Here is a 19,995-nt window from a genome sequence, read left to right as displayed (position 1 = left end):
ACATGGCCCCCGGGTTCGAGCAGCGAAGAGGCCGACCTAGACTGAAGCATGTGCTGAAGGGCGACGGCCATCTGAGCCATGACCTTGACCCCCGTGACCGAGCCCCGAAGGACGCGTGTGGCGTCTTCGGTGTTTGGGCACCCGGGGAGGAAGTCTCCAAACTCACCTACTACGGGCTGTATGCGTTGCAGCACCGCGGTCAGGAGTCCGCGGGCATCGCGGTCAGCGAGGGCAGCCGCATCCTCGTCTACAAGGACATGGGTCTGGTGGCCCAGGTCTTCGACGAGTCGATCCTCGGGACCCTCCGCGGTCACCTGGCGATCGGGCACTGCCGTTACTCGACCACCGGGTCGAGCGTCTGGGAGAACGCCCAGCCGACGCTGAGCTCGACCGAGGACGGCGGCCTCGCGCTCGCCCACAACGGAAACCTGATCAACACTCCAGAGCTGTCCCGGCGGCTCGCCCCCGGCTCGACCAGGGCGACCACCGACACCGAGGTGCTGACGTCGCTGCTGGCCCAGGACCGCAGCCAGCCCATCGAGGACGCAGCCGCCGAGCTGCTTCCCCAGGTCAAGGGCGCCTACTCGCTCGTCTTCATGAACGAGCGGACGCTGTACGCGGCCCGTGACCCGCAGGGCATCCGCCCGCTGGTGCTCGGCCGCCTCGAGCGCGGCTGGGTCGTCGCCTCGGAGACCGCCGCGCTGGACATCGTGGGCGCGACCTTCGTGCGCGAGATCGAGCCGGGCGAGCTGATCACCATCGACGAGCGGGGCGTGCGCTCCCGCAAGTTCGCGGTCGCCGAGCCCAAGGGCTGCCTGTTCGAGTACGTCTACCTGGCCCGCCCCGACACCACGATCGCCGGGCGCGGCGTGCAGACGACCCGCGTCGAGGTCGGCCGGGTGCTGGCCCGCGAGCACCCCGTCGAGGCCGACCTGGTCATCCCGACGCCGGAGTCCGGCACGCCCGCCGCCGTCGGCTACGCCGAGGAGAGCGGCATCCCGTACGGCCAGGGCCTGGTCAAGAACTCCTACGTCGGCCGGACCTTCATCCAGCCGTCCCAGACGATCCGTCAGCTCGGCATCCGCCTGAAGCTCAACCCGCTGAAGGAGGTCGTCGCGGGCAAGCGCCTGGTCGTCGTCGACGACTCCATCGTGCGCGGCAACACCCAGCGGGCGATCGTCAAGATGCTGCGCGAGGCGGGCGCCAGAGAGGTCCACGTCCGGATCTCCTCGCCGCCGGTCTCCTGGCCGTGCTTCTACGGCATCGACTTCGCCACCCGGGCCGAGCTGATCGCCGGTTCGCTCAGCGTCGAGGAGATCCGCGCCTCCCTGGGCGCCGACTCGCTCGGATACATCTCGCTCGAGGGCCTGACCGGGGCGACCACGATCCCCGCTGAGCGGCTCTGCCGTGCCTGCTTCGACGGCGAGTACCCCATCGCCATCGACCAGGACAACGTGGGCAAGTACGTCCTGGAGGCCAAGCTTTGAGGCTGCTGAGCACCTCGGTCACCGAATCGGCGAAGGAGACCTCATGACCAGTTATGCCGCTGCCGGCGTGGACATCGATGCGGGCGAGCGCGCCGTCGAGTTGATGAAGTCGAAGGTTGCGCGTTCGAGGCGGCCCGAGGTCGTGGACGACGCCAGTGGCTTCGCGGGTCTGTTCGACGCCTCGGCGCTGCTGGGCTACCGGCGACCGCTGCTGACCACCTCGACCGACGGGGTCGGCACCAAGGTCATGCTGGCGCAGCAGCTCGGCAAGCACGACACGATCGGCATCGACCTGGTCGGCATGGTCGTGGACGACCTGGTGGTCTGCGGCGCGGAGCCGCTCTTCATGACCGACTACATCGCCTGCGGGAAGGTCGTCCCGGAACGGATCGCCGAGATCGTCGGCGGGGTCGCGGAGGGCTGCCGTCTGGCGGGCTGCGCCCTCGTCGGCGGTGAGACGGCCGAGCACCCCGGGGCCATGGGCGTCGACGACTACGACCTGGCCGGCGCGGCGACCGGTGTGGTCGAGGCCGACGAGATGCTCGGCCGGGACCGGGTCCGCGAGGGCGACGTGGTGCTGGCGCTCGCCTCCTCCGGCGTGCACTCGAACGGCTACTCGCTGGTCCGGCACATCATCAAGCACGCCGGGCTCTCGCTGGAGGACGAGCCCGCCGAGCTGGGCCGTACGCTCGGTGAGGAGTTGCTTGAGCCGACCAGGATCTACTCCCTGGACTGCCTGGCGCTGGCCCGCGCGACGGAGGTCCACGCCTACGCGCACATCACCGGCGGCGGCCTCGAGGGCAACCTGTCGCGTTCCCTCCCGCCGACGCTGAACGCCGTGCTCGACCGCTCCTCCTGGACCCCGCCCGCCGTCTTCGAGCTGCTGGCCGGGCACGGGAAGGTCGCGCAGGCCGACATGGACCGCACCTTCAACCTGGGTGTCGGCATGGTGGCGATCGTCCCGCAGGACTCCGTCGACCCGGCTCTGGCCCTGCTCACGGAGCGTGGCCTGCCCGCCTGGGTGCTCGGCGAGGTCGTCCCCGGCACGGGCGTGGCCCGCTACCGCTAGAGCGTGCCCGGCCGATCAGCGACCCACCGCTGGACCGTACGGCCCGACCACGGGAATCGCCGGATTCCCGTGGTGCGGCGTCACGGAATCCTGGTCACGCGATGCTCACGGGCGCCGGACAGGCCGACGCCACCGCTCGCCGTACCGGCGCGACAGCCGAAGCCAATCCAGCGGGATGATAGGGAACCGCGCCGCCGGGGGCGGCATCCCCAGCATCCCCGGCAGGACACGGAGGCACGGAACTCGGAACGACTCACGGACTGCGCCCGGTCTGTAGGTGGAAACGCCGGACAGCGCTCCGGTTCACCGGAACGCTGCCTGGAATTATGACACGGAGAAAACACCCGGTGGCCTTTCAACCACCGGGTGCTCTCACTCGTGCTCGTTGTGAAGCCGCCTAACGTCGGCCGGACGTCCCGTCGTCGCGGTCGTCTCCGGAGCCGAAGTCATCGGCGTAATCGGCGTACCGATCAGCCAGTTCATCGTAGGAGTCGTTGGCGTCGTCATTGTGGTTGGAGTCGTCTCTGACTCCGAGCTCGTCGCGAAGACGCTCAAGATCAGTGCCACCGCTGTTGTACTTCAGCTGGCGAGCAACCTTGACCTGCTTGGCCTTTGCTCGGCCGCGCCCCATTGGCTCGACCCCCTCGTGTGGGGTCGTGCCCGACCCCTCGTCGCTAACGCACCACGCACTGACGCCACCTGACTTGAGGCGTCAGCTCTCGTTCGACTACAACCGTACCTGTTTTACGCCCGGCTCGGTACGCCGTATGGGCGTGAGGGGCTAGCGGCCCAGCCAAATGCCCCTAATTCGCCCGACTTCCGACATTCTGCGCTCCGCTAGCCTATCGGCTGCGACGGCCGGCGGAACGCCATCCTCGGCCGCCGTCGCGAAGATCTTGAGAGTCGTGTCGTAGATCTGGGTGGCCTTTGCCTTGGCTCGGTCCATGTCGAACCCGTGGATCTCGTCGGCCACCTGGATGACGCCGCCGGAGTTGACCACGTAGTCGGGCGCGTAGAGGATCCCGCGGTCGGCGAGCTCCTTCTCGACCCCCGGGTGCGCGAGCTGGTTGTTCGCCCCGCCGCACACGATCTTCGCCCGTAGCCTGGCGACCGTCTCGTCGTCCAGCGCCCCGCCGAGGGCGCACGGCGCGTAGACGTCGATGTCGGAGCCGGTCAGCGCGAACTGGTCCGCGACCACCTCGACCTGGGGGTGCCGCAGGCGGACCCGCTCGACGGCCTGCTCGCTGACGTCGCAGATCACGACCTCGGCGCCGTCCTCGACGAGATGGTCGACCAGACGGTGGCCGACCTTGCCGACCCCCTCGACACCGACCCGCCTGCCGCGCAGCGTCGGCGTGCCGTGGACGTGCTCCGCGGCGGCCCGCATGCCCTGGAACACGCCGTAGGCGGTCAGGATCGAGGAGTCGCCCGCTCCGCCGTTGGCCACCGTACGGCCGGTCACATAGGAGCTCTCGCGGGCCACGATGTCCATGTCCTCGCTGTAGGTGCCGACGTCACACGCGGTGAAGTATCGACCTCCGAGGGACTGCACGAAGCGGCCGTAGGCGCGCAGCAGCGCCTCGCTCTTGTCCTTCGTGGGATCCCCGATGATGACGGCCTTGCCGCCACCGAGGTCGAGCCCGGCCAGGGCGTTCTTGTAGGCCATCGCCCGTGAGAGGTTGAGCACGTCGGCCAGGGCCGCCTGCTCGCTCCCGTAGGGGTAGAACCTGGTGCCACCCAGGCTCGGGCCGAGGGCGGTGTTGTAGATCGCGATGATCGCGTGGAGGCCGCTGCGCTCGTCGGCGCAGAAGATGACCTGTTCGTGCTTTGCCTGGCCGCTTACTGGGCTGATGTCCTTGTGGGACAGCCCGAAGACGTCGGTCACGGTGGTGCTCCCGGTCGTCCGGTCCGCCGCTCCGTTGCGGCGGAGATCGGTCTCAGCGTAGCTAGAACTCCGTACAGAACCACGGGGGAAGGCCCGGCTTCTCATCAGCCGAGACACGGGAGGCGACGACACAGCCCGCACGAGGTCGATACCGGACAACAACACGTCCTTCGTGACACGATGCGGTCGTGCTGCCCTATGCCGCGTACCTCCGTGTCTACGAACCGCTGACCGCGTTCGCCCCGCCGGAACGCTCCTCATGGGCCGCCTACGCCGAGGCCACCGACCGGCCCCGTCGCGCGGGCGCGCTCCACGCCGAACACGGTGAGGCCGTACGCCGCCTCCTGGGGGTGCCTCCCACCCCCGCCCCCGCACAGGAGAGCCCCAACGCCTATCTCAGGCGCATTGAGGACACCCTCTATGTCTGCCCATGGCAGAGCAGACTGAGGTCATGGCTGGCTTTCTCGCGCTTTCGCGGGGCCACCCCCGCCAGGCTGATGGAACGGTTCGTGCCGATCTCCATCGCCGAGCAGACGGCCGACGACTTCGACAGGTTCAAGCGGCGCGGCGGCTCCGCCGCGCTCCGCACCCACATCCGCACCTCGACATGGCACGTTCCCACGTCGTGGTTCGTCCCCTTCGACGGCAACGAACGCTGGCTCGTGCTCGACGGCGAGCGAGACCCAGAAGGCACGACGACCACCCGAAACCTGATCTACGTGACGTCCATGGCCCACGCCAGGCGGCGCAGCGCCCGCGCCCTGCAGGTCATCCGCAGGCAGATCGGCGAGGTCGCGGTGACCGCCGAGGTCGAGGAGGTCGCGCGCTGGCTCGAGGAGTTCCACCCGCACTCGCTCGTCGAGCTCGACTACGGCGGCATCGTCCACCTGATGGAGGATGAGAAGCTCCAGGCCGACCAGTCCGTCGCGGAGATCGCGGCGGCCCTGACGGGTCTGGAGAACGGCGAGGAAGAGTTGGCCTTCGCCATGTACCAGCGGGTGATTCTCCGCTGGAGATCAATACAACTTCTCGAATCAGCAAACTGAGTCGCAAATCATCCCTCTGACCTGCATAAGTAGGTTGGTCGATGACCGGCGACACGTCTACGAACTGAGTAGTTTGCCGTTTTCACTGCGATACCACGAAACGTGTCGCTAGAATCACCGAGCGTGACAACAACAGGTGCACAAGAGAGATGAGCCACTCAAAGGCTCGCCAATCGCTCTACGTGGCTGTATGGTCACATCGGGTGATGCCGCATATGGCCCGAACAGCCGCACGCAAGGGGTCATAGGGGGACACATCCGTGACAAGCGTCAAGTCGCAGGATCGCTGTCGCCGGTCCACATGGAGGAGAGGCCGCACAAATGTCAGCTCGTACACCCGAGGCAGAGCCGCTGCTCACCCCGGCAGAGGTCGCAACCATGTTCCGGGTCGATCCCAAGACCGTTACCCGGTGGGCCAAGGCGGGCAAACTCACGTCCATCCGCACACTGGGTGGACACCGCCGCTACCGGGAGACCGAGGTTCGCGCGCTGCTCGCGGGGATTCCGCAACAGCGCTCCGAATAAGACGGGGGCCGTCACGGACCTAGGGGGGATCCAAGTACGCGCTCACACCGTGAGCGCGTAAGGCCACACGGGTTATGTGGGGAGCGGCGCCGCCCGCCCGGCGCCGCCCCACATCGTCCCGTACGGCTCCCGCGAATCCCCACCGGCTCCCACGGGCTCCCAGGGGTCTTTGCCGACGCGACTCGCCCGCGCTCACCCGATCCGGGCAGGTCTCACGTCGACACGGCCCGCAGGCACGCCAGATCCGGCAGGACGGCTACGGCGTGTGACCGCGAACCAGGTTCTTCAGCAGCTGCTCGACCTGTGGATCGTGCTTCGCCGCCACACCGAGCATCGCCATCATGTGCTCTGCCAGCATGCGCTCAATCGCATGCCGTTCGACGTCCCGGTGCTCCAGCCAGTCGAGACCCGCCGTCTCGACCGAGGCGATCCACGAACGCAGCGTGATGCGCAGGACCGGTCCAGGCTCGTCGACCCGCATCAGTCTCGTCATGAGGCGGAGCAGGCGGCGGCGCACGCCGTCGACGATCTCGCCGACCTCACCGCTGCGGTTGGCCGGCCCGCCCCTGAGCAGTGCCGTGAAACCCGCCGCGTGCTCCTCGACGAAGTCGAAGTAGCGCCTCAGCCCTCCGGCCAGCTCATCCAGCGGACGACCTTCGTCCCTTCGCTGGAGCCGCGCCTCGAGCTGGGCCGCCGCGCTCTTCAGCGCGGCGACGTAGAGCTCCTGCTTGCCGCCGAAGTAGTGGTAGACCAGGGCCCGTGACGTGCCCGCCGCAGAGGCCACGTCGTCGACGGAGACGTCCTCCACGTCACGCTCGCCGAACAGCTCAAGGGCGGCCGCCATGAGCTCCTCACGACGCCGGTCGACGCTCAGCCTGCGCCGCGCGGGACGCGCTCCCTGCGCCGCGGGCCTGTCCCGCCCAATGGCCCCGGATGTCGACCCCACGATCGGCACCCTAGCGGAGTCGATCAGACGGCGACGCCGCGATCAAGATCAGAGTTCCCTTGGCCTCAAGCCGTACCTCATTCGGAACTCGATCGTTTTGAGTGACAGGTGCCCATCCACCACACCACGGGGGAGAGCCATGTCAGGACCACCGGTCAACACCACCGTCACCCGAGCCCGCGAGTTCACCGACCCCATCCTGCAAGACGGAGTCGGACCGCGTCCGCGGCCCACGATTCGCAACGTGGCCGAACGCGCCGGTGTCTCGAAATCACTGGTATCGCTCGTGCTGCGCGGATCGCCGCACGTCAGCGAACATCGCAGGCAAGCCGTACTCCAGGCGGCCAGAGAACTGGGCTACCGGCCGAACGCGGTCGCGCGCAGCCTGGTCGAAGGCCGCACCCACCTGGTCGGCGCGCTCGTCGCCGACCTGCACAACCCGTTCTACGCCGAGTTCCTCGACGGTCTGCAGGAGAGCCTGCACGGCGACGGGCTCAGGCTGCTCATCGGCAACAGCCAGTGGGATCCCGCGTTCGAGGACGAGGCGGTTGAGGCGTTCCTCGAACTGCGGGTCGACGGCCTCGTGCTGCTCGGCATCGCGCCGACCAGCGAGACCCTCATCGAGGCCACCGGCTACACGCCAACGGTCGTGGTCGGCGAGCGCGACATCGAACTGGGCGGCGTGGACATCGTCGTGGACGATGACCAACTCGGGGCCCGCCTGGCCATCGACCATCTCGTCGAGCTCGGCCACCGCAGGATCGCCCACATCGAGGGCGCCCGCTCCTCCTCCGGCCGCTTCCGGTGCGAGGGCTACCTGGTGGCGATGCGCAGGCACGCGCTGGCGCCGTACATCATGGTCGAGCAGGGCGAGTGCACGGAGGAGGGCGGCGCGGAGGCGGCCCACAGGCTGCTGACCCGCGACCCGCGCCCGACCGCGATCTTCGCCGCGAACGACACGGTGGCGATCGGGGTGCTCGCCGCCGCGGCCGAACTGGGCCTGCGGGTGCCCGAGGACCTCTCGGTCATCGGGTACGACAACGTCCATCTCGCCGGGACTCAGCCGATCTCGCTGACGACCGTCGACCAGCCCCGCAGGGCGATGGGCCGCTCGGCGGCGGCGCTGCTGAGCGACCGGATCGGCGACCCTGGGAAGTCCTCACGCCTGCGCGAGGTCACCCCCAAGCTGGTCGTACGGCGCAGCACCGGCCCCGCGCAGCCGTAAGGAGCCTGCCTGGAGCGTTACACGACGCCCAGGCGGGCCCAAAGTCCTCGTCAAAACCGGGTCAACCCTCGACGTGGCGGCGACGCCCGGGTGTTGACTCCGGTGGTGACGAGGGGGTAACAATGCGTGATCCAGAGCTGGTTTCATGCGCCCAGCGCGCGGCCGCCGAGCTTGAGCGGGCGTGGGCGCACTGGCGGGCCACCCGCGGGCGCAACGGGGACACGGGCGCCGAATCCGTTGCGAGTTACGTGGCCCATTCGATCGACCACCCGTGGGGCCGCCCACGTGTGGTCCTCGGACTGGACGCGGAGGACGCCAGGGAACTCGCATCTCTCCTGCAGAAACAGGAGATAGGGGAACACGTCTGGTGATAACGGCTTGGTCACGACGTCAGGCCACGTAAGTTGGGTGGTTGACGGTTCCCTCGAGGAGGATGAGCGTGACCAGCAAAGCACTCGTGGCCACTCTTGCTCTGTGCGGCCTTGGCGTCGCCGCCTGCGGCGGCACGGCGGGCGACGCCGGCGCGGGCCCGGCGCAGGTCGGCGGGCCCGCCTCCGGGGCGGCGACCCAGGCAACCCAGACGACCCACACGACCCCGGCCGCGCTGGCGACCCCGGAAACCCCGGCGACGGGCGGGAGCGCTCCCGCCGGGGCGCTGAGCGGCAAGGTCGTGGTGATCGACCCGGGCCACAACGGACAGAACTACCGGCACCCATCGGAGATCAACAAGCAGGTCAACATCCTGACCGAGAAGAAGGCCTGCGACACGACGGGCACCGCGACCAACAGCGGTTACAGCGAGGCGGCCTTCACCTGGGATGTCTCCCAGCGCCTCGCCAAGATCCTCAAGAGCAGGGGCGCGACGGTGAAGCTCACCCGCCCCGACAACGCGGGCGTCGGGCCGTGCATCACCGAGCGGGCCGCGATCGGCAACAAGGCGCACGCGGACGCGGCGATCTCCATCCACGGCGACGGAGCGGGTCCCGCCGACCACGGCTTCCACATCATCATGCCGAAGAAGATCAACGGTCCGGTCGACCCGGTGGTCGGAGCGTCCACGAAGCTCGGCATCGCCGTACGGGACGCCTACAGGTCCGAAACCGGCGTCGCCTACTCCACCTACATCGGCTCGAAGGCCCTCGACTTCCGCAACGACCTCGGCGGGCTGAACCTCTCCACGGTTCCGAAGATCTTCATCGAGTGCGGGAACATGCGGAACGCGGGAGACGCGGCGAAGTTCCAGGACCCGGCGTTCCGGCAGAAGGCCGCCGTCGCCTTGGCTGACGGGCTGCAGAACTATCTCAAGTAATGCGCGATCATGTTCAATTTGACATGATCTGATGCATGAATGCGCTGCTGCCACGTCCTGTCGCCTTCGCAACCTCCTCCGACTCATTCGAGCTCTCCCCAGGCACCCTCGTCTCCGGCCCCGCCGAGCTGGTCGACGCGGTGCGGCTGGCGCTGACCGTGCTCGATCTGCGGCCCGCCGGTGAGGGAACGGAACCCACCCCAGGAACGGTCGTGGTCGAGCACGACCCGTCACTGGGCCACGAGGCCTACACCCTGGAGGTGACGGGCCGGGGGGTGCGGATCGCGGCCGGAGACCGGCCGGGGGCGTTCTACGCGGGCCAGACGCTGCGGCAGTTGCTGCCGGACGCGGCGTTCCGCACGGTCGCCAGGAGCAGCCGGAGCGGCTGGAGCGTTCCCGGGGTCCTGGTGCGGGACGCGCCGCGCTTCTCCTGGCGCGGAGTGCACCTGGACGTCGCGCGGCACTTCCTGCCCAAGCGCGAGGTGCTCAGGATGGTCGACCTCATGGCGGCCCACAAGCTGAACCGGCTCCACCTGCACCTGGTCGACGACCAGGGCTGGCGGATCGAGAGCCGGATCGCCCCGAGACTGCACGAGGTCGGCTCGCACAGGCCGCGCACGATCGCCAGCCACTACGGGGAGACCCCGGTCTACGACGAGGTGCCGCACGGCGGCTACTACACCCTGGACGACCTCGCGGAGATCGCCGACTACGCCCGTGCGCGGGCCGTGACGATCGTGCCCGAGATCGACGTACCCGGGCACGCCTGCGCGATCCTGGCCGCCTATCCCGAGCTCGACGCGCGGGCGACGGACGGCAGGCGCCCGGAGCCGTTCACCGTGCTGGACCGCTGGGGCATCTCGCCCGCCATCCTGTCCCCCCTCCCCGCGACCATCGACTTCCTGACCGCCGTCGTCGACGAGCTGCTCGGGGCGCTCGGTGAGACCCCGTACGTGCACATCGGCGGCGACGAGTGCGTGCTCGACGACTGGGCGGCATCCCCCGAGATCGTCGCCTTCCAGGCGGAGCGGGGCCTGGAGACCCTGGGCGACCTGCACGCCTGGTTCCTGCGCGAGCTCGCGGACGTGCTGGCCGAGCGGGGCAGCAGGGCGGTCGTGTGGGACGAGGCTTTCGTCAGCGGCATGCTGCGGGCCGACACGATCGTGATGCCGTGGCGCGGTCCCGGCGTGGCGGAGCGCGCCGCGGAGGCGGGGCACGACGTGGTGCAGACCCCCGTCTTCCCCCTGTACCTCGACTACGCGGAGGCCGCCTCAGAGGACGAGCCGCTCGCCATCGGCGAGACCACCACCGTCTCCGACGTCGCGGCCTACGACCCCGCGCCGTCCTCCTGGACGGCCGAGACCAGGCAACGGGTCATCGGGGCGCAGTTCCAGCTGTGGAGCGAGCGCCTGCCCGACGCGAGGGCGGTCGACTACCGGGCGTGGCCCAGGGGGTGCGCACTGGCCGAGCTCACCTGGTCAGGCTCGGCCGGATCCGACTTCGAGGCGCGGCTCGAGCGGCACCTGGGCAGGCTGGACGCCCTGGGCGTCGAGTATCGGCCCCTGGCCGGGCCGCACCCGTGGCAGCTCGGCGGCGCGGGTCCGCGCCGCCACCGCCCGGGAGTCGTCAAGGTCGACGAGGTCATGAAGCGCCTTGAGGAAATGACCCACATCGCGGACTCGACCAGGCCGAGCATTTGACATCCTCCCGGCCCCGAAAGGGACCAGGATTCCCGGCCGAAACCGGGTGGTTCGCGGTTCACAGCCCCGCCCAGCGGCTGGAGGGCTCCCCGCGCCGCCACCCCATGCCCTGGGGCGGTCGTGCGATGTCAGCTTGGTTATCACCGACTCACTCACCGTAACAAGCCCCGCCAAGCAAATCCGGAGAACACCGTAAGAGACCGTTCCGCATTTCCTTCCCGTCCTTCAGAGCGGGGAGGAAATGCGGAGCGTGGAGACGGCAGGGCGGCGGATCAGCCTGCCACCTGGTAGCCCGCCTCCTCGATGGCGGCACGGATGGCCGCATCGTCGAGGACGTCGCCGGAGACGTCGACTTGGCCACTCTCCAGGTCGACCTCGACCCCGGTGACGCCGGGGACCTCGCCGACCTCCTCCTTGACGGAGCTCACGCAGTGGCCACAGGTCATGCCGGTGACGGTGTATGTGGTCAGACTCATCACGCCTCCAGTGTCAGAGTTACCCTCCCAGGGTATTACCCCGGCTCGCGGTGCGGCCGATGATCTGACGAAGATCCGTGACACCGTGACGCCGCATGCGGCGGGCCAGGCCGCGGTGGATGCGCCAGGCCCAGAGCGGGCCCTCGTAGATCAGGGCGGTGTACCCCTGGACCAGGGTCGCCCCGGCGAGCAGGCGTTCCCAGACGTCGTCCACGTTCTCGACACCGCCGACGGAGACGAGCACGAGGCGGTCGCCGACCCTGGCTCTGAGCCTCCGCAGCACCTCAAGCGAGCGTGCCTTCAGCGGGCGTCCCGACAGACCCCCTGTCTCCAGGCTGCTCACACCCTTGCGACTGATCGTGGTGTTGGTCGCGATGATGCCGTCGAGCCCGAGCTCAAGCGCCAGGTCGGCGACGGCGTCCACGTCTTCGTCCGCCAGATCTGGAGCGATCTTGACCAGCAGCGGGGTGCGCTTCGGCGTGCTGTCCGCGACCTCCTTGACCGCCCGCAGCAGGGGGCGCAGCAGCTCGACGGCCTGCAGGTCGCGCAGGCCGGGTGTGTTCGGCGAGCTGACGTTGACCACCAGGTAGTCGGCCAGTACGGCCAGCTCCTTGGCGCTGGTCACGTAGTCGTGGACGGCCTCCGCCTCCGGCACCACCTTGGTCTTGCCGATGTTGACGCCGACGACGGCGGGAACCCCCCGGACCCTGCCGAGCGCCCTGGCGGCGGCGCTCGCGCCCGCGTTGTTGAAGCCCATCCGGTTGATGAGCGCCCGCTCCTTCGGCAGGCGGAACAGCCGCGGCCTGGCGTTGCCCGGCTGGGCGTGCGCGGTGATCGTGCCGACCTCGACATGGCCGAAGCCGAGCGCGGACATGGCCTCGACGCAGCGCGCGTCCTTGTCGAACCCCGCCGCCAACCCGAACGGGCCGGGGAAGTGCACGCCGAAGGCCTGCACCCGCAGGGCGGGGTCGCGGGGGGCGAGCCCGCGGTGGACGAACCGCTTGACCACGGGAGCCGCCGAGAGAAGGCGGAGTGCGCGGACCGTCAGATGGTGCGCGTCCTCAGGGTCGAGGTGGCTGAGGACCTGCGTGAACACGAATCGATACATCACCGATCAGGGTAGTCCCCCGGCGAGGCGGCGCTCGCGTGGGGCGGTTCTCACGTCACCGGGCCTGCAGGCGCCGTATATTGCCGTCAATAGATCGTTAAGCGTTCGGCAAACTGGGGGCGGCAGGGTGTGGACATGAACATCCTGTCACGTTCGGCTATCGTCCGCAGGCGCCGCGCCCTGGTCCACATCGTGCTCCGCGACATGGCGGAGACCGGTGACACCACGGTGCCCCCGTGGTGGGAGTCCGACATCCAGCAAGAGTTCGGCGGCCTGAGCGGGTTCCTGGCCGAACTGAGCCGCCAGTGGTGGACGACCTACGCGGCTCACCTGGACGCGCTGATCGAGCTCGGCTCCGACGACCCCGCGCAGGCGTGGGCCGACGTCGCGGAGCAGATGCCGCAGCTGCGTGCCGTGCTCGACTCCTATGTCGACGAGTCCGCTCTGGCGGAGGCCGAGCGGCGGCACTGCGACGTGCTGCGCTGGACCACCCGGCGCGAGGGCCGCCACGCCGCTTGAAGAGCAGCGGCGGCCCCGGAGGCGGGCCCGCCGGAGACAAGCCTGTGAGACCCACGGAAAGCGGAAGGCGCCCATCCGGGGAAAGAACCCCGGAACCCGGCGTCCGCCCCTGTGCGCGCCTTCCAGCCCCTTCCTGACCCCGCGTACCCCGCGTCCCGGAGCCCCTCCCGGCTACGGCGCCCGCCGAGGATCGCGTGCCGCTTGAGGCATATCCGCCCGTCATCGGGTAGCGATGAACAATGGTCAGGTCACTCAAGCACCCCAGCCGTCAGGATTCGGACCGCCGCCTGGGGATGCGGCTGACGTTCGCGGTCACGGCCGTCGCGCTGTTCTCCGTGCCGTTCATCCTGCTGCTGGTGCTCGTCGTGGCCTCCTTCGCGCCGCTGAACGACCTCGACGAGGGCATCGCCCGATGGATGCACGCGTACGTGCTGGCCGATCCGGACTACGCGCGTTTCCTGCAGTTCTGGACCGACGCCCTGGGACCGAACACGTGGCGCGTGCTCGTGGTCGCGGCGGCGCTCTGGGCCTGGTACCGGGGAGCGCGCCGCCTGGCGGTCTGGGCGGTCGTCACGATCGCCGTCAGCGGCCTGCTGAACCTGGCCGTCAAGGAGATCGTCGATCGGGCAAGGCCTGTCCTGCCCGATCCGGTCTCGTGGGCGCCGGGCGCCTCGTTCCCCTCGGGGCACGCGATGGCGGCGGCGACGGGCACGAGCGTGCTCGTGCTCATGCTGCTGCCCCGGCTGGGGAGCCGGGCCGCCCGGATCTCCGCCTGGGCCCTCGCGGCGGCGCTCACACTCTTCGTCGCCTACACGCGGGTCGCGCTCGGCGTCCACTGGCTCAGCGACGTGGTCGCGGGGGTCACGCTGGGCGTCGTGGTGACCGCGGGAACGGCCGCGGGGTTCGAGGGGTGGCGGCGGGACGAGGGGCGCAGGCCCGCGGAGCCGTACCGGGAAGGGGTCGAGCCTGAGGCGTTCCGACGGTGAGATCCGGGGTAGCCGGGAGGCCATGTCGAAACCGTCGTTCGATCTCAAGGGCGCGCTACGCCTGATCCTGCTCCCCCTGGCCGTCATGGCCGCGCTGACGATCGGCGTCGGGCTCCTGATCACCAAGGTCCTGCAGACGACGACCCTCGCCGCCAACGACGAAGGGGTCAACGAGCAGCTGGCCCACGGGCGCACCGCGTTCCTGAACACCCTCACGGACAGGATGACCGCCCTGTCCGACATGCCGACGATCATCATCGCCACCGCGGCGCTCCTGATCCTCTTCAGGCTGGCGTTCAAACGGTGGAACGAGTCGGCCTTCCTGGTGCTGGCCGTGTTCTCGCAGTCCGCCATCTTCCTGCTGGCCACGGTCTTCGCCCAGCGCAAGCGACCCCTGGTCCAGCACCTCGACCCCGCGCCCCCCACCTCGAGCTTCCCCTCGGGGCACACCAGCGCCGCGGTCGCCTTCTACTGCGGTCTCGCCCTGGTGCTGACCCTGCACACCCACCGCCTCAAGGCTCTCAACGCGCTGTGGTGGCTGGTCGGCCTGGCGATCCCGCTGGGAATCGCCTACTCCCGGATGTACCGCGGCATGCATCACCTGAGCGACGTGGGCTGGGGCCTGCTGCTCGGTGTCGTCTGCGTCGCGGTGGCCGCGAACGCGCTGCTGTTCAAGCCGGTGCTGACCGAGCGGCGGGGGGACACCCGGAAGCGGCAGGAGCGAGACGGGCTCGCGACCGCCCACAGGGCCGCTCCTCGACGATTCTGACAAAGATCAGCAATGAGCGCCGTCAATCTAGTGATATGCCACCGTTTACCGATTTTTCCTCTCAAACCCGGGAGGAGTAGAGGAAGATGGCACCAAAAAGGTTTGTTGCTAGAGTCACCATCACTCACACCATCCGATCACCCATAAAGCTCCCGCTCCACGAAAGCGACAATGGCCGTCACAGTCCCGTGATACGCGGATTGAGATCATGAAAAGCTCACCAGGTGTCACAATCTGTGCATATTAAGCTACTTTACGCTACGAAGTAGGATAAGAAGTCCCGATTAGGAGATATAGGCGTTTCCTGTCGGGATACGAGCAGCCAGCCGGCCGGACCCAGCAGCGTTCGACGGCTACCCTCAGGAAGGAAGCCGTCCCATGGATCGTCAGCCGATTGTCTGTAATACCTGCACAGGCGTTCTCCTCACCACGGACTCCCGTGACTACACGAAGCAGCGAGGACGCCTGATCGTCACCAACGGATACTGCTCCTGCCCGCCCGCCGCACCGGCGACCGCCGAGCCCGTCGCGCACCAGCAGCCGCAGGGCGAGCAGCAGCCCGCGGCCGAGACGGCGATGGTGAGCGCCTGAGCGGGCGCTCTCCCCGGCCGAGCGAGCCGGCGGCCCTGAACCGGTCCGCCTCGTACGGCCCGCCGCCCGGTGGGGGGGGTCCCCGGCTCCGCCGGACAGGCCCCATGACGCGACCACGACCGGACACCCCGTCCCGATCAAGCCGATCAGGGCGAGGACGGCGACACCCCGGTCCCTCATGAGCCCGACCCCCGCAGGACGCCTCCGCGTGGATCGTTCCTCTCGTTGCCGCGCGTCTGTCCGCCAGGCGGACGACGCGGCGGCAGCGCGGCGGCGGCCCGCGGTCGTCACGGAACGGCCACCTCGATGTGAAGCATCAGAAGTAGGCATGATCTAGGCTCATCAGCAAGAAACTACTGAGGGCAGGGGCAGGGACCAACCACCCCGCCGGGGACGGGGTGCACGTGGTCGCGGAAGACGTCGAGCAGCCAGCCAGACCGGCCAAGGGCGACAAGAAGAAGGGCTCCCTCTGGCGAGAGCTCCCCATCATGATCGTGGTTGCCCTCGGGCTGGCGTTGCTGATCAAAACCTTCATCGTCCAGGCCTTCTACATCCCCTCGGGATCGATGGAGAACACGCTCCTGATCAACGACCGGGTCCTGGTGAACAAACTCGTCTACCGGGTCCGCGACATCGAGCGCGGCGACGTGGTGGTCTTCTCCGGGGTCGACTCCTGGAAGGAGGAGGTCGACTTCGAGGAGCCCTCGAACCCGGTTTCCGGGGTCTTCAACTGGATCGGCTCCGTCTTCGGCCTGGTCCCCACGGAGAAGGACTTCATCAAGCGAGTCATCGGCGTCCCCGGTGACAAGGTGAAGTGCTGCGACGGCAAGGACCGCATCACGGTCAACGGGATCCCGCTCAACGAGGAGAGCTACCTCTACCCGGGCAACAAGCCGTCGACGACGCCGTTCGAGATCACGGTGCCGCCGGGACGCCTGTGGGTGATGGGCGACCACCGGGGCGTTTCGGCCGACTCGCGTGTCCACCAGGGCGACCCCGGGGGCGGCGCGATCCCGATCAGCCAGGTGATCGGCCGCGCCTTTGTGATCGTGTGGCCGTTCTCCCACGCCAGCACGATCCCCATCCCCGACACCTTCTCCCAGCCCGCGCTGAACGCCGCGGGAGCCATCGGCTCCGAGGCCCCGATCCTGCTCGGGTTCGCCGGGGCGGTGCCCCTCGTACGGTGGCGCCGCCGCAGGCTGCTGAGACGCGGCTAGGGCCCCGGCCCCCTCTCCATCCACCCCATCCAATCCGTGCGCTCGCCGGGAGACCGGCGATGACCTGCGCGTTCACCGACCGGTTTCGGCCGTACTCGGGGGAAGCCATTACGGCGTGCTGGTCGCCACGGCCGACGAATGGAACAAGGATGGAGATTAGGGACTCAGGGGGAGGGGACCGCGATGCGAGACAAGGCCGACCCGCGACCGGTGGTCGCCGGATATGACGGTTCGACGGCGAGCGAGCGGGCTCTCAGGTGGGCCGTCGAGGAGGCCCGGCTGCGCTTCGTCCCCCTGGTCGTCTGCCACGCCTGGCAGTGGTCCTCGGGGATGCCGCTCTCCTCGGCCAGCATGGACACCATACGGCGTATGGGCCAGCAGGTGCTCGAGAGGGGCGTGATCCTGGCCCGTGATCTGGCTCACCGCCTCGAGGTCAGGACACGGCTGGACACGGGGTCGCCGTCCGTCGTCCTGATGAGCGAGTCGGGCCTCGCGGACCTGCTGGTGGTCGGCAGCCGCGGCTCGGGCGGCTTCGCCGAACTGCAGATCGGCTCGACCGCGGTCCAGCTCGCCGCGCACGCCTACTGCCCGGTCGCCGTCGTCAGGGAGCAGCCGCACCCGCGCGCGAACCGGGTGGTCGTCGGAGTGGACGGCACGGCTCCGGAACGGTCCGAGCTCGGACTGGCGTTCGAGGAGGCGCGGCTGCGCAAGGCGCCGCTGCGGGCGATCTGCCTGAGCCCCGAGGACGTGGAGGACACCCGGGAGTTCGCGACCCGGTTCCACCAGGCCATCGCGGTCTGGGAGGAGAAGTACGCGGAGGTGACCGTGGAGACCGCGGTCGAGAGCGACTCCCACATCACGGCGCTCCAGCAGGCGGCGCGGGAGGCGGACGTGGTGCTGATCGGCGACCGCGCGCGGACCGACCCGGTCGAGCTGCCACTCGGCCCGGTCTGCCAGGCACTGCTGCGCGGGGCGTCCTGCCCGGTCATCGTGATTCCTTCGCAGAGGCCCGTCAAAGTCTCCCGGTGATCACCCGGTCACCGGGACCCGGGCCCCGGAGCACCTCACAGACTCGGGGCAGGTCACAGGCTCGGGCATGTCACAGTGACTCCGTCTCTGAGTGCTGCCACGTCCTGCCGCCGAACCTGCCGCGCTCGGCCCTGATGATGTGGATGACCGCGTTGATGAGGGCGAGGTGGGTGAAGGCCTGGGGGAAGTTGCCCAGGTGACGCCCGCTGACGGGATCGATCTCCTCGGCGTAGAGGCCGAGCGGGCTGGCGAAGGAGAGCACCTTCTCGCAGAGCCTGCGCGCCCTTGAGTGCTCCCCGATCTCCGTCAGCGCGGACACGAGCCAGAACGAGCAGATCGTGAAGGTCCCCTCCTCCCCCGCCAGGCCGTCGTCGGTCTCCTTGGGCAGGTAGCGAAGGACCATGTCGTCGATCGTCAACTCGTCGGCGATGGCCAGGACGGTGTTGCGGACCCTGGGGTCGTCCGGCGGCAGGAAGCCGACCAGCGGGATGAGCAGGAGTGAGGCGTCCAGGGCGTCGGTCTCGTAGTGCTGCTTGAAGATCCCCCGCTCGTTGACGCCGTTGGCGCACACGTCGGCGTGGATCTCGTTCGCGATCTCCTGCCAGCGCGTGGCCAGGACCATGTCCTGGCGGAGCCTGGCGAGCCGCGCCCCCCTGTCGGTCGCGACCCAGCACATGACCTTCGAGGTGGTGAAGTGCTTGGGCTCACCGCGCACCTCCCAGATGCCCCGGTCGGCCTCGCGCCAGTACGTGATGGCGGATTCGACCTGCCGCCTCAGCACGGGCCACATCCGCTCGTCCAGACGATCCCTCGACCGGGTGTGGATGTAGAAGGAGTCGAGGACCGCTCCCCAGACGTCGTTCTGCCGGTGGTTGTAGGCGGCGTTGCCGACGCGGACGGGCCTGGCCCCCTCGTATCCGTCGAGGTTGTCGAGGATGTACTCCTCCAGGATGCGTTCGCCGTCGACGCCGTACATGATCTGCAGTTCCTCGTCCCGCTCCGCGACGTCGGCGATGAACCAGAAGAAGTCGTCCGCCTCCCAGTCGAACCCCAGCGTGTACAGGCCCCAGAGGGCGAAGGTCGAGTCCCGGATCCAGCTGTAGCGGTAGTCCCAGTTGCGGTCTCCGCCCGGCACCTCCGGCAGGGAGGTGGTCGCCGCCGCGATCAGCGCGCCACTCGGGGCGAAGGTCAGGCCCTTCAGGGTGAGCGCGCTGCGTTCCAGGAAACTCCGCCACGGGTGATCCGGGAAGTCTCCCCTGGCGAGCCAGTGCTGCCAGTGGTGGGCGGTCCACACGAGCCTGCCGTACGCCTCCTCGAAGGTGTAGGGCGGCTCGTGGGGGGTCCAGGTGAGCGCGCAGAAGCGCGTCTCGCCCTCCCTCAGCAGGGTGCGCGCCGTCGCCCGCGTCCCCTCGAACCCCAGCCGCATGTCGGTGGTGAGCCTGAGCTCCAGGCTCTCCTCCTCGGCCCTGGCGATGCCCTGGTGGTAGCCCCTGTCGGTGTAGGACCAGCGGGCCGGTTTGCGGCCGTAGTCGAACATCGGCTCGCAGTCCAGCGTGACCTGCACCTCTCCGCTGACGCAGCGCACCGTGCGCAGCAGCACGTGGCTCGCGTCGTAGTCGGTCGGCGCCCTGCGGTGGGTGTGCGACAGCTCGTCGTCGTGGTGCCATGGGCCGATGACCAGCAGGTCGCGCACGATGATCCAGCCGGTCGGGGTGCCCCAGCTCGTCTCGAGCACCATGGTGCCCGGCAGGTAGCGGCGCGCCGCGGGCACCCTGAGATCGGCGGGCCCCAGGCGGAAGCCTCCGGCGTCCCGGTCCAGGATGGCGGCGAACACACTGGGCGAGTCCATCCGGGGCAGGCACAGCCATTCGACGTTGCCGCTCGGCGCGACCAGCGCGGTGGCCTCGCAGTCGGAAAGGAAGGCGTAGTCGGCGATGGGGGGGAACGGAGAACAGTCGCAGAACACGCCTACCGAGGAATTCACCGTCATGCGATGACCTGCTTTCCCCAGAGACCTCGTCCAGTTGACAACCAACGGGCCCCGGCGGCGCGACGACCAGCGGCGGCGAGGCCAACGCCGATCGTCAACCTCCACTTTAGGCACGAAA

The 19,995-nt window shown here is 69.0% G+C and carries 20 protein-coding genes; 14 read left to right on the top strand and 6 right to left on the bottom strand.

From position 1 onward, the window contains the following. Window positions 1-50 precede the first annotated feature (50 nt). Window positions 51-1,487 (top strand): amidophosphoribosyltransferase, encoded by a 1,437-nt coding sequence (purF, locus tag AB0395_RS04925; RefSeq protein ID WP_366277165.1) that lies wholly within the window; start codon window positions 51-53, stop codon window positions 1,485-1,487. 43 nt (window positions 1,488-1,530) lie between these two features. Continuing rightward, window positions 1,531-2,556 carry a phosphoribosylformylglycinamidine cyclo-ligase gene (gene purM / locus AB0395_RS04920; RefSeq protein ID WP_366277164.1) on the top strand — a complete coding sequence of 342 codons (1,026 nt, stop codon included), beginning with the start codon at window positions 1,531-1,533 and terminating at the stop codon, window positions 2,554-2,556. A 397-nt stretch (window positions 2,557-2,953) separates the two neighbouring features. On the opposite strand, the gene AB0395_RS04915 is transcribed toward purM, so the two are convergent. Together AB0395_RS04915 and AB0395_RS04910 are read right to left on the bottom strand one after the other, a co-directional pair. Next, window positions 2,954-3,187 (bottom strand): DUF3073 domain-containing protein, encoded by a 234-nt coding sequence (locus AB0395_RS04915; RefSeq protein ID WP_271219876.1) that lies wholly within the window; start codon window positions 3,185-3,187, stop codon window positions 2,954-2,956. Between the two features lie 150 nt (window positions 3,188-3,337). Next, entirely contained in the window at window positions 3,338-4,441 is a 1,104-nt protein-coding gene (locus tag AB0395_RS04910) for a Glu/Leu/Phe/Val dehydrogenase dimerization domain-containing protein (protein WP_366277162.1), read from the bottom strand. A gap of 188 nt (window positions 4,442-4,629) precedes the next feature. On the opposite strand from AB0395_RS04910, the gene AB0395_RS04905 reads away from it, so the two are divergent. Next, window positions 4,630-5,487 (top strand): hypothetical protein, encoded by an 858-nt coding sequence (locus AB0395_RS04905; RefSeq protein WP_366277161.1) that lies wholly within the window; start codon window positions 4,630-4,632, stop codon window positions 5,485-5,487. A 321-nt stretch (window positions 5,488-5,808) separates the two neighbouring features. Then, a complete protein-coding gene (bldC, locus tag AB0395_RS04900) occupies window positions 5,809-6,012 on the top strand; it encodes a developmental transcriptional regulator BldC (protein WP_013133571.1) in 204 nt (67 codons plus the stop codon). Between the two features lie 256 nt (window positions 6,013-6,268). On the opposite strand, the gene AB0395_RS04895 is transcribed toward bldC, so the two are convergent. After that, window positions 6,269-6,958, bottom strand: a complete 690-nt coding sequence (locus AB0395_RS04895) for a TetR/AcrR family transcriptional regulator (RefSeq protein ID WP_366277159.1) — start codon at window positions 6,956-6,958, stop codon at window positions 6,269-6,271. Window positions 6,959-7,097: 139 nt separating this feature from the next. On the opposite strand from AB0395_RS04895, the gene AB0395_RS04890 reads away from it, so the two are divergent. The 4 genes from AB0395_RS04890 to AB0395_RS04875 all read left to right on the top strand — a co-directional run bounded on the left by AB0395_RS04890 (window position 7,098) and on the right by AB0395_RS04875 (window position 11,192). Then, window positions 7,098-8,183, top strand: coding sequence for a LacI family DNA-binding transcriptional regulator (locus AB0395_RS04890; RefSeq protein WP_366277158.1), 1,086 nt, complete (start codon window positions 7,098-7,100; stop codon window positions 8,181-8,183). Window positions 8,184-8,305: 122 nt separating this feature from the next. Further along, window positions 8,306-8,554: a hypothetical protein gene (locus AB0395_RS04885; protein ID WP_366277157.1), complete on the top strand. Its 249-nt coding sequence runs from the start codon at window positions 8,306-8,308 to the stop codon at window positions 8,552-8,554. A gap of 68 nt (window positions 8,555-8,622) precedes the next feature. Beyond that, a complete protein-coding gene (locus tag AB0395_RS04880) occupies window positions 8,623-9,492 on the top strand; it encodes an N-acetylmuramoyl-L-alanine amidase (RefSeq protein WP_366277156.1) in 870 nt (289 codons plus the stop codon). A 35-nt stretch (window positions 9,493-9,527) separates the two neighbouring features. After that, on the top strand, window positions 9,528-11,192 hold the full coding sequence (locus AB0395_RS04875; RefSeq protein WP_366277154.1) for a beta-N-acetylhexosaminidase: 1,665 nt from the start codon (window positions 9,528-9,530) through the stop codon (window positions 11,190-11,192). A 272-nt stretch (window positions 11,193-11,464) separates the two neighbouring features. Here AB0395_RS04875 and AB0395_RS04870 read toward each other — a convergent pair whose 3' ends face one another. Next, the gene (locus AB0395_RS04870; RefSeq protein ID WP_366277152.1) at window positions 11,465-11,668 is read right to left on the bottom strand and encodes a copper ion binding protein; all 204 of its coding nucleotides are present in this window, start codon (window positions 11,666-11,668) and stop codon (window positions 11,465-11,467) included. Between the two features lie 19 nt (window positions 11,669-11,687). Continuing rightward, complete coding sequence (locus AB0395_RS04865; protein ID WP_366277151.1) at window positions 11,688-12,776, bottom strand: quinone-dependent dihydroorotate dehydrogenase; 1,089 nt, start codon at window positions 12,774-12,776, stop codon at window positions 11,688-11,690. Between the two features lie 135 nt (window positions 12,777-12,911). On the opposite strand from AB0395_RS04865, the gene AB0395_RS04860 reads away from it, so the two are divergent. The 6 genes from AB0395_RS04860 to AB0395_RS04835 all read left to right on the top strand — a co-directional run bounded on the left by AB0395_RS04860 (window position 12,912) and on the right by AB0395_RS04835 (window position 17,887). Next, window positions 12,912-13,295, top strand: coding sequence for a hypothetical protein (locus tag AB0395_RS04860; protein ID WP_366277149.1), 384 nt, complete (start codon window positions 12,912-12,914; stop codon window positions 13,293-13,295). A gap of 239 nt (window positions 13,296-13,534) precedes the next feature. Next, on the top strand, window positions 13,535-14,281 hold the full coding sequence (locus AB0395_RS04855; protein WP_366277147.1) for a phosphatase PAP2 family protein: 747 nt from the start codon (window positions 13,535-13,537) through the stop codon (window positions 14,279-14,281). Between the two features lie 22 nt (window positions 14,282-14,303). Then, window positions 14,304-15,050: a phosphatase PAP2 family protein gene (locus AB0395_RS04850; protein WP_366277145.1), complete on the top strand. Its 747-nt coding sequence runs from the start codon at window positions 14,304-14,306 to the stop codon at window positions 15,048-15,050. A gap of 378 nt (window positions 15,051-15,428) precedes the next feature. Then, entirely contained in the window at window positions 15,429-15,641 is a 213-nt protein-coding gene (locus AB0395_RS04845) for a hypothetical protein (RefSeq protein WP_366277144.1), read from the top strand. Between the two features lie 404 nt (window positions 15,642-16,045). Further along, window positions 16,046-16,858 (top strand): signal peptidase I, encoded by an 813-nt coding sequence (gene lepB, locus AB0395_RS04840; protein ID WP_366277142.1) that lies wholly within the window; start codon window positions 16,046-16,048, stop codon window positions 16,856-16,858. A 183-nt stretch (window positions 16,859-17,041) separates the two neighbouring features. After that, on the top strand, window positions 17,042-17,887 hold the full coding sequence (locus tag AB0395_RS04835) for a universal stress protein (protein ID WP_366277140.1): 846 nt from the start codon (window positions 17,042-17,044) through the stop codon (window positions 17,885-17,887). Between the two features lie 70 nt (window positions 17,888-17,957). Here AB0395_RS04835 and AB0395_RS04830 read toward each other — a convergent pair whose 3' ends face one another. Then, window positions 17,958-19,877, bottom strand: coding sequence for a glycoside hydrolase family 15 protein (locus tag AB0395_RS04830; RefSeq protein WP_366277138.1), 1,920 nt, complete (start codon window positions 19,875-19,877; stop codon window positions 17,958-17,960). Between the last annotated feature and the right edge of the window lie 118 nt (window positions 19,878-19,995).

Origin of the sequence: Streptosporangium sp. NPDC051023 (genome assembly GCF_040689595.1) — a bacterium.
Classification (GTDB): domain Bacteria; phylum Actinomycetota; class Actinomycetes; order Streptosporangiales; family Streptosporangiaceae; genus Streptosporangium.
Note: the sequence above shows the minus strand (reverse complement) of the source record. Positions and strands in the feature narration are given on the sequence as shown.

Bases quoted from the DNA above. Each gene is read 5' to 3' on its own strand.
- AB0395_RS04865 (WP_366277151.1), bottom strand. From the start codon at position 12,776: ATGTATCGATTCGTGTTCACGCAGGTCCTCAGCCACCTCGACCCTGAG.
- AB0395_RS04870 (WP_366277152.1), bottom strand. From the start codon at position 11,668: ATGAGTCTGACCACATACACCGTCACCGGCATGACCTGTGGCCACTGC.
- bldC (WP_013133571.1), top strand. From the start codon at position 5,809: ATGTCAGCTCGTACACCCGAGGCAGAGCCGCTGCTCACCCCGGCAGAG.
- AB0395_RS04845 (WP_366277144.1), top strand. From the start codon at position 15,429: ATGGATCGTCAGCCGATTGTCTGTAATACCTGCACAGGCGTTCTCCTC.
- AB0395_RS04860 (WP_366277149.1), top strand. From the start codon at position 12,912: ATGAACATCCTGTCACGTTCGGCTATCGTCCGCAGGCGCCGCGCCCTG.
- AB0395_RS04850 (WP_366277145.1), top strand. From the start codon at position 14,304: ATGTCGAAACCGTCGTTCGATCTCAAGGGCGCGCTACGCCTGATCCTG.
- AB0395_RS04835 (WP_366277140.1), top strand. From the start codon at position 17,042: ATGCGAGACAAGGCCGACCCGCGACCGGTGGTCGCCGGATATGACGGT.
- AB0395_RS04830 (WP_366277138.1), bottom strand. From the start codon at position 19,877: ATGACGGTGAATTCCTCGGTAGGCGTGTTCTGCGACTGTTCTCCGTTC.
- AB0395_RS04885 (WP_366277157.1), top strand. From the start codon at position 8,306: ATGCGTGATCCAGAGCTGGTTTCATGCGCCCAGCGCGCGGCCGCCGAG.
- AB0395_RS04915 (WP_271219876.1), bottom strand. From the start codon at position 3,187: ATGGGGCGCGGCCGAGCAAAGGCCAAGCAGGTCAAGGTTGCTCGCCAG.
- purM (WP_366277164.1), top strand. From the start codon at position 1,531: ATGACCAGTTATGCCGCTGCCGGCGTGGACATCGATGCGGGCGAGCGC.
- AB0395_RS04875 (WP_366277154.1), top strand. From the start codon at position 9,528: ATGAATGCGCTGCTGCCACGTCCTGTCGCCTTCGCAACCTCCTCCGAC.
- AB0395_RS04855 (WP_366277147.1), top strand. From the start codon at position 13,535: ATGGTCAGGTCACTCAAGCACCCCAGCCGTCAGGATTCGGACCGCCGC.
- AB0395_RS04890 (WP_366277158.1), top strand. From the start codon at position 7,098: ATGTCAGGACCACCGGTCAACACCACCGTCACCCGAGCCCGCGAGTTC.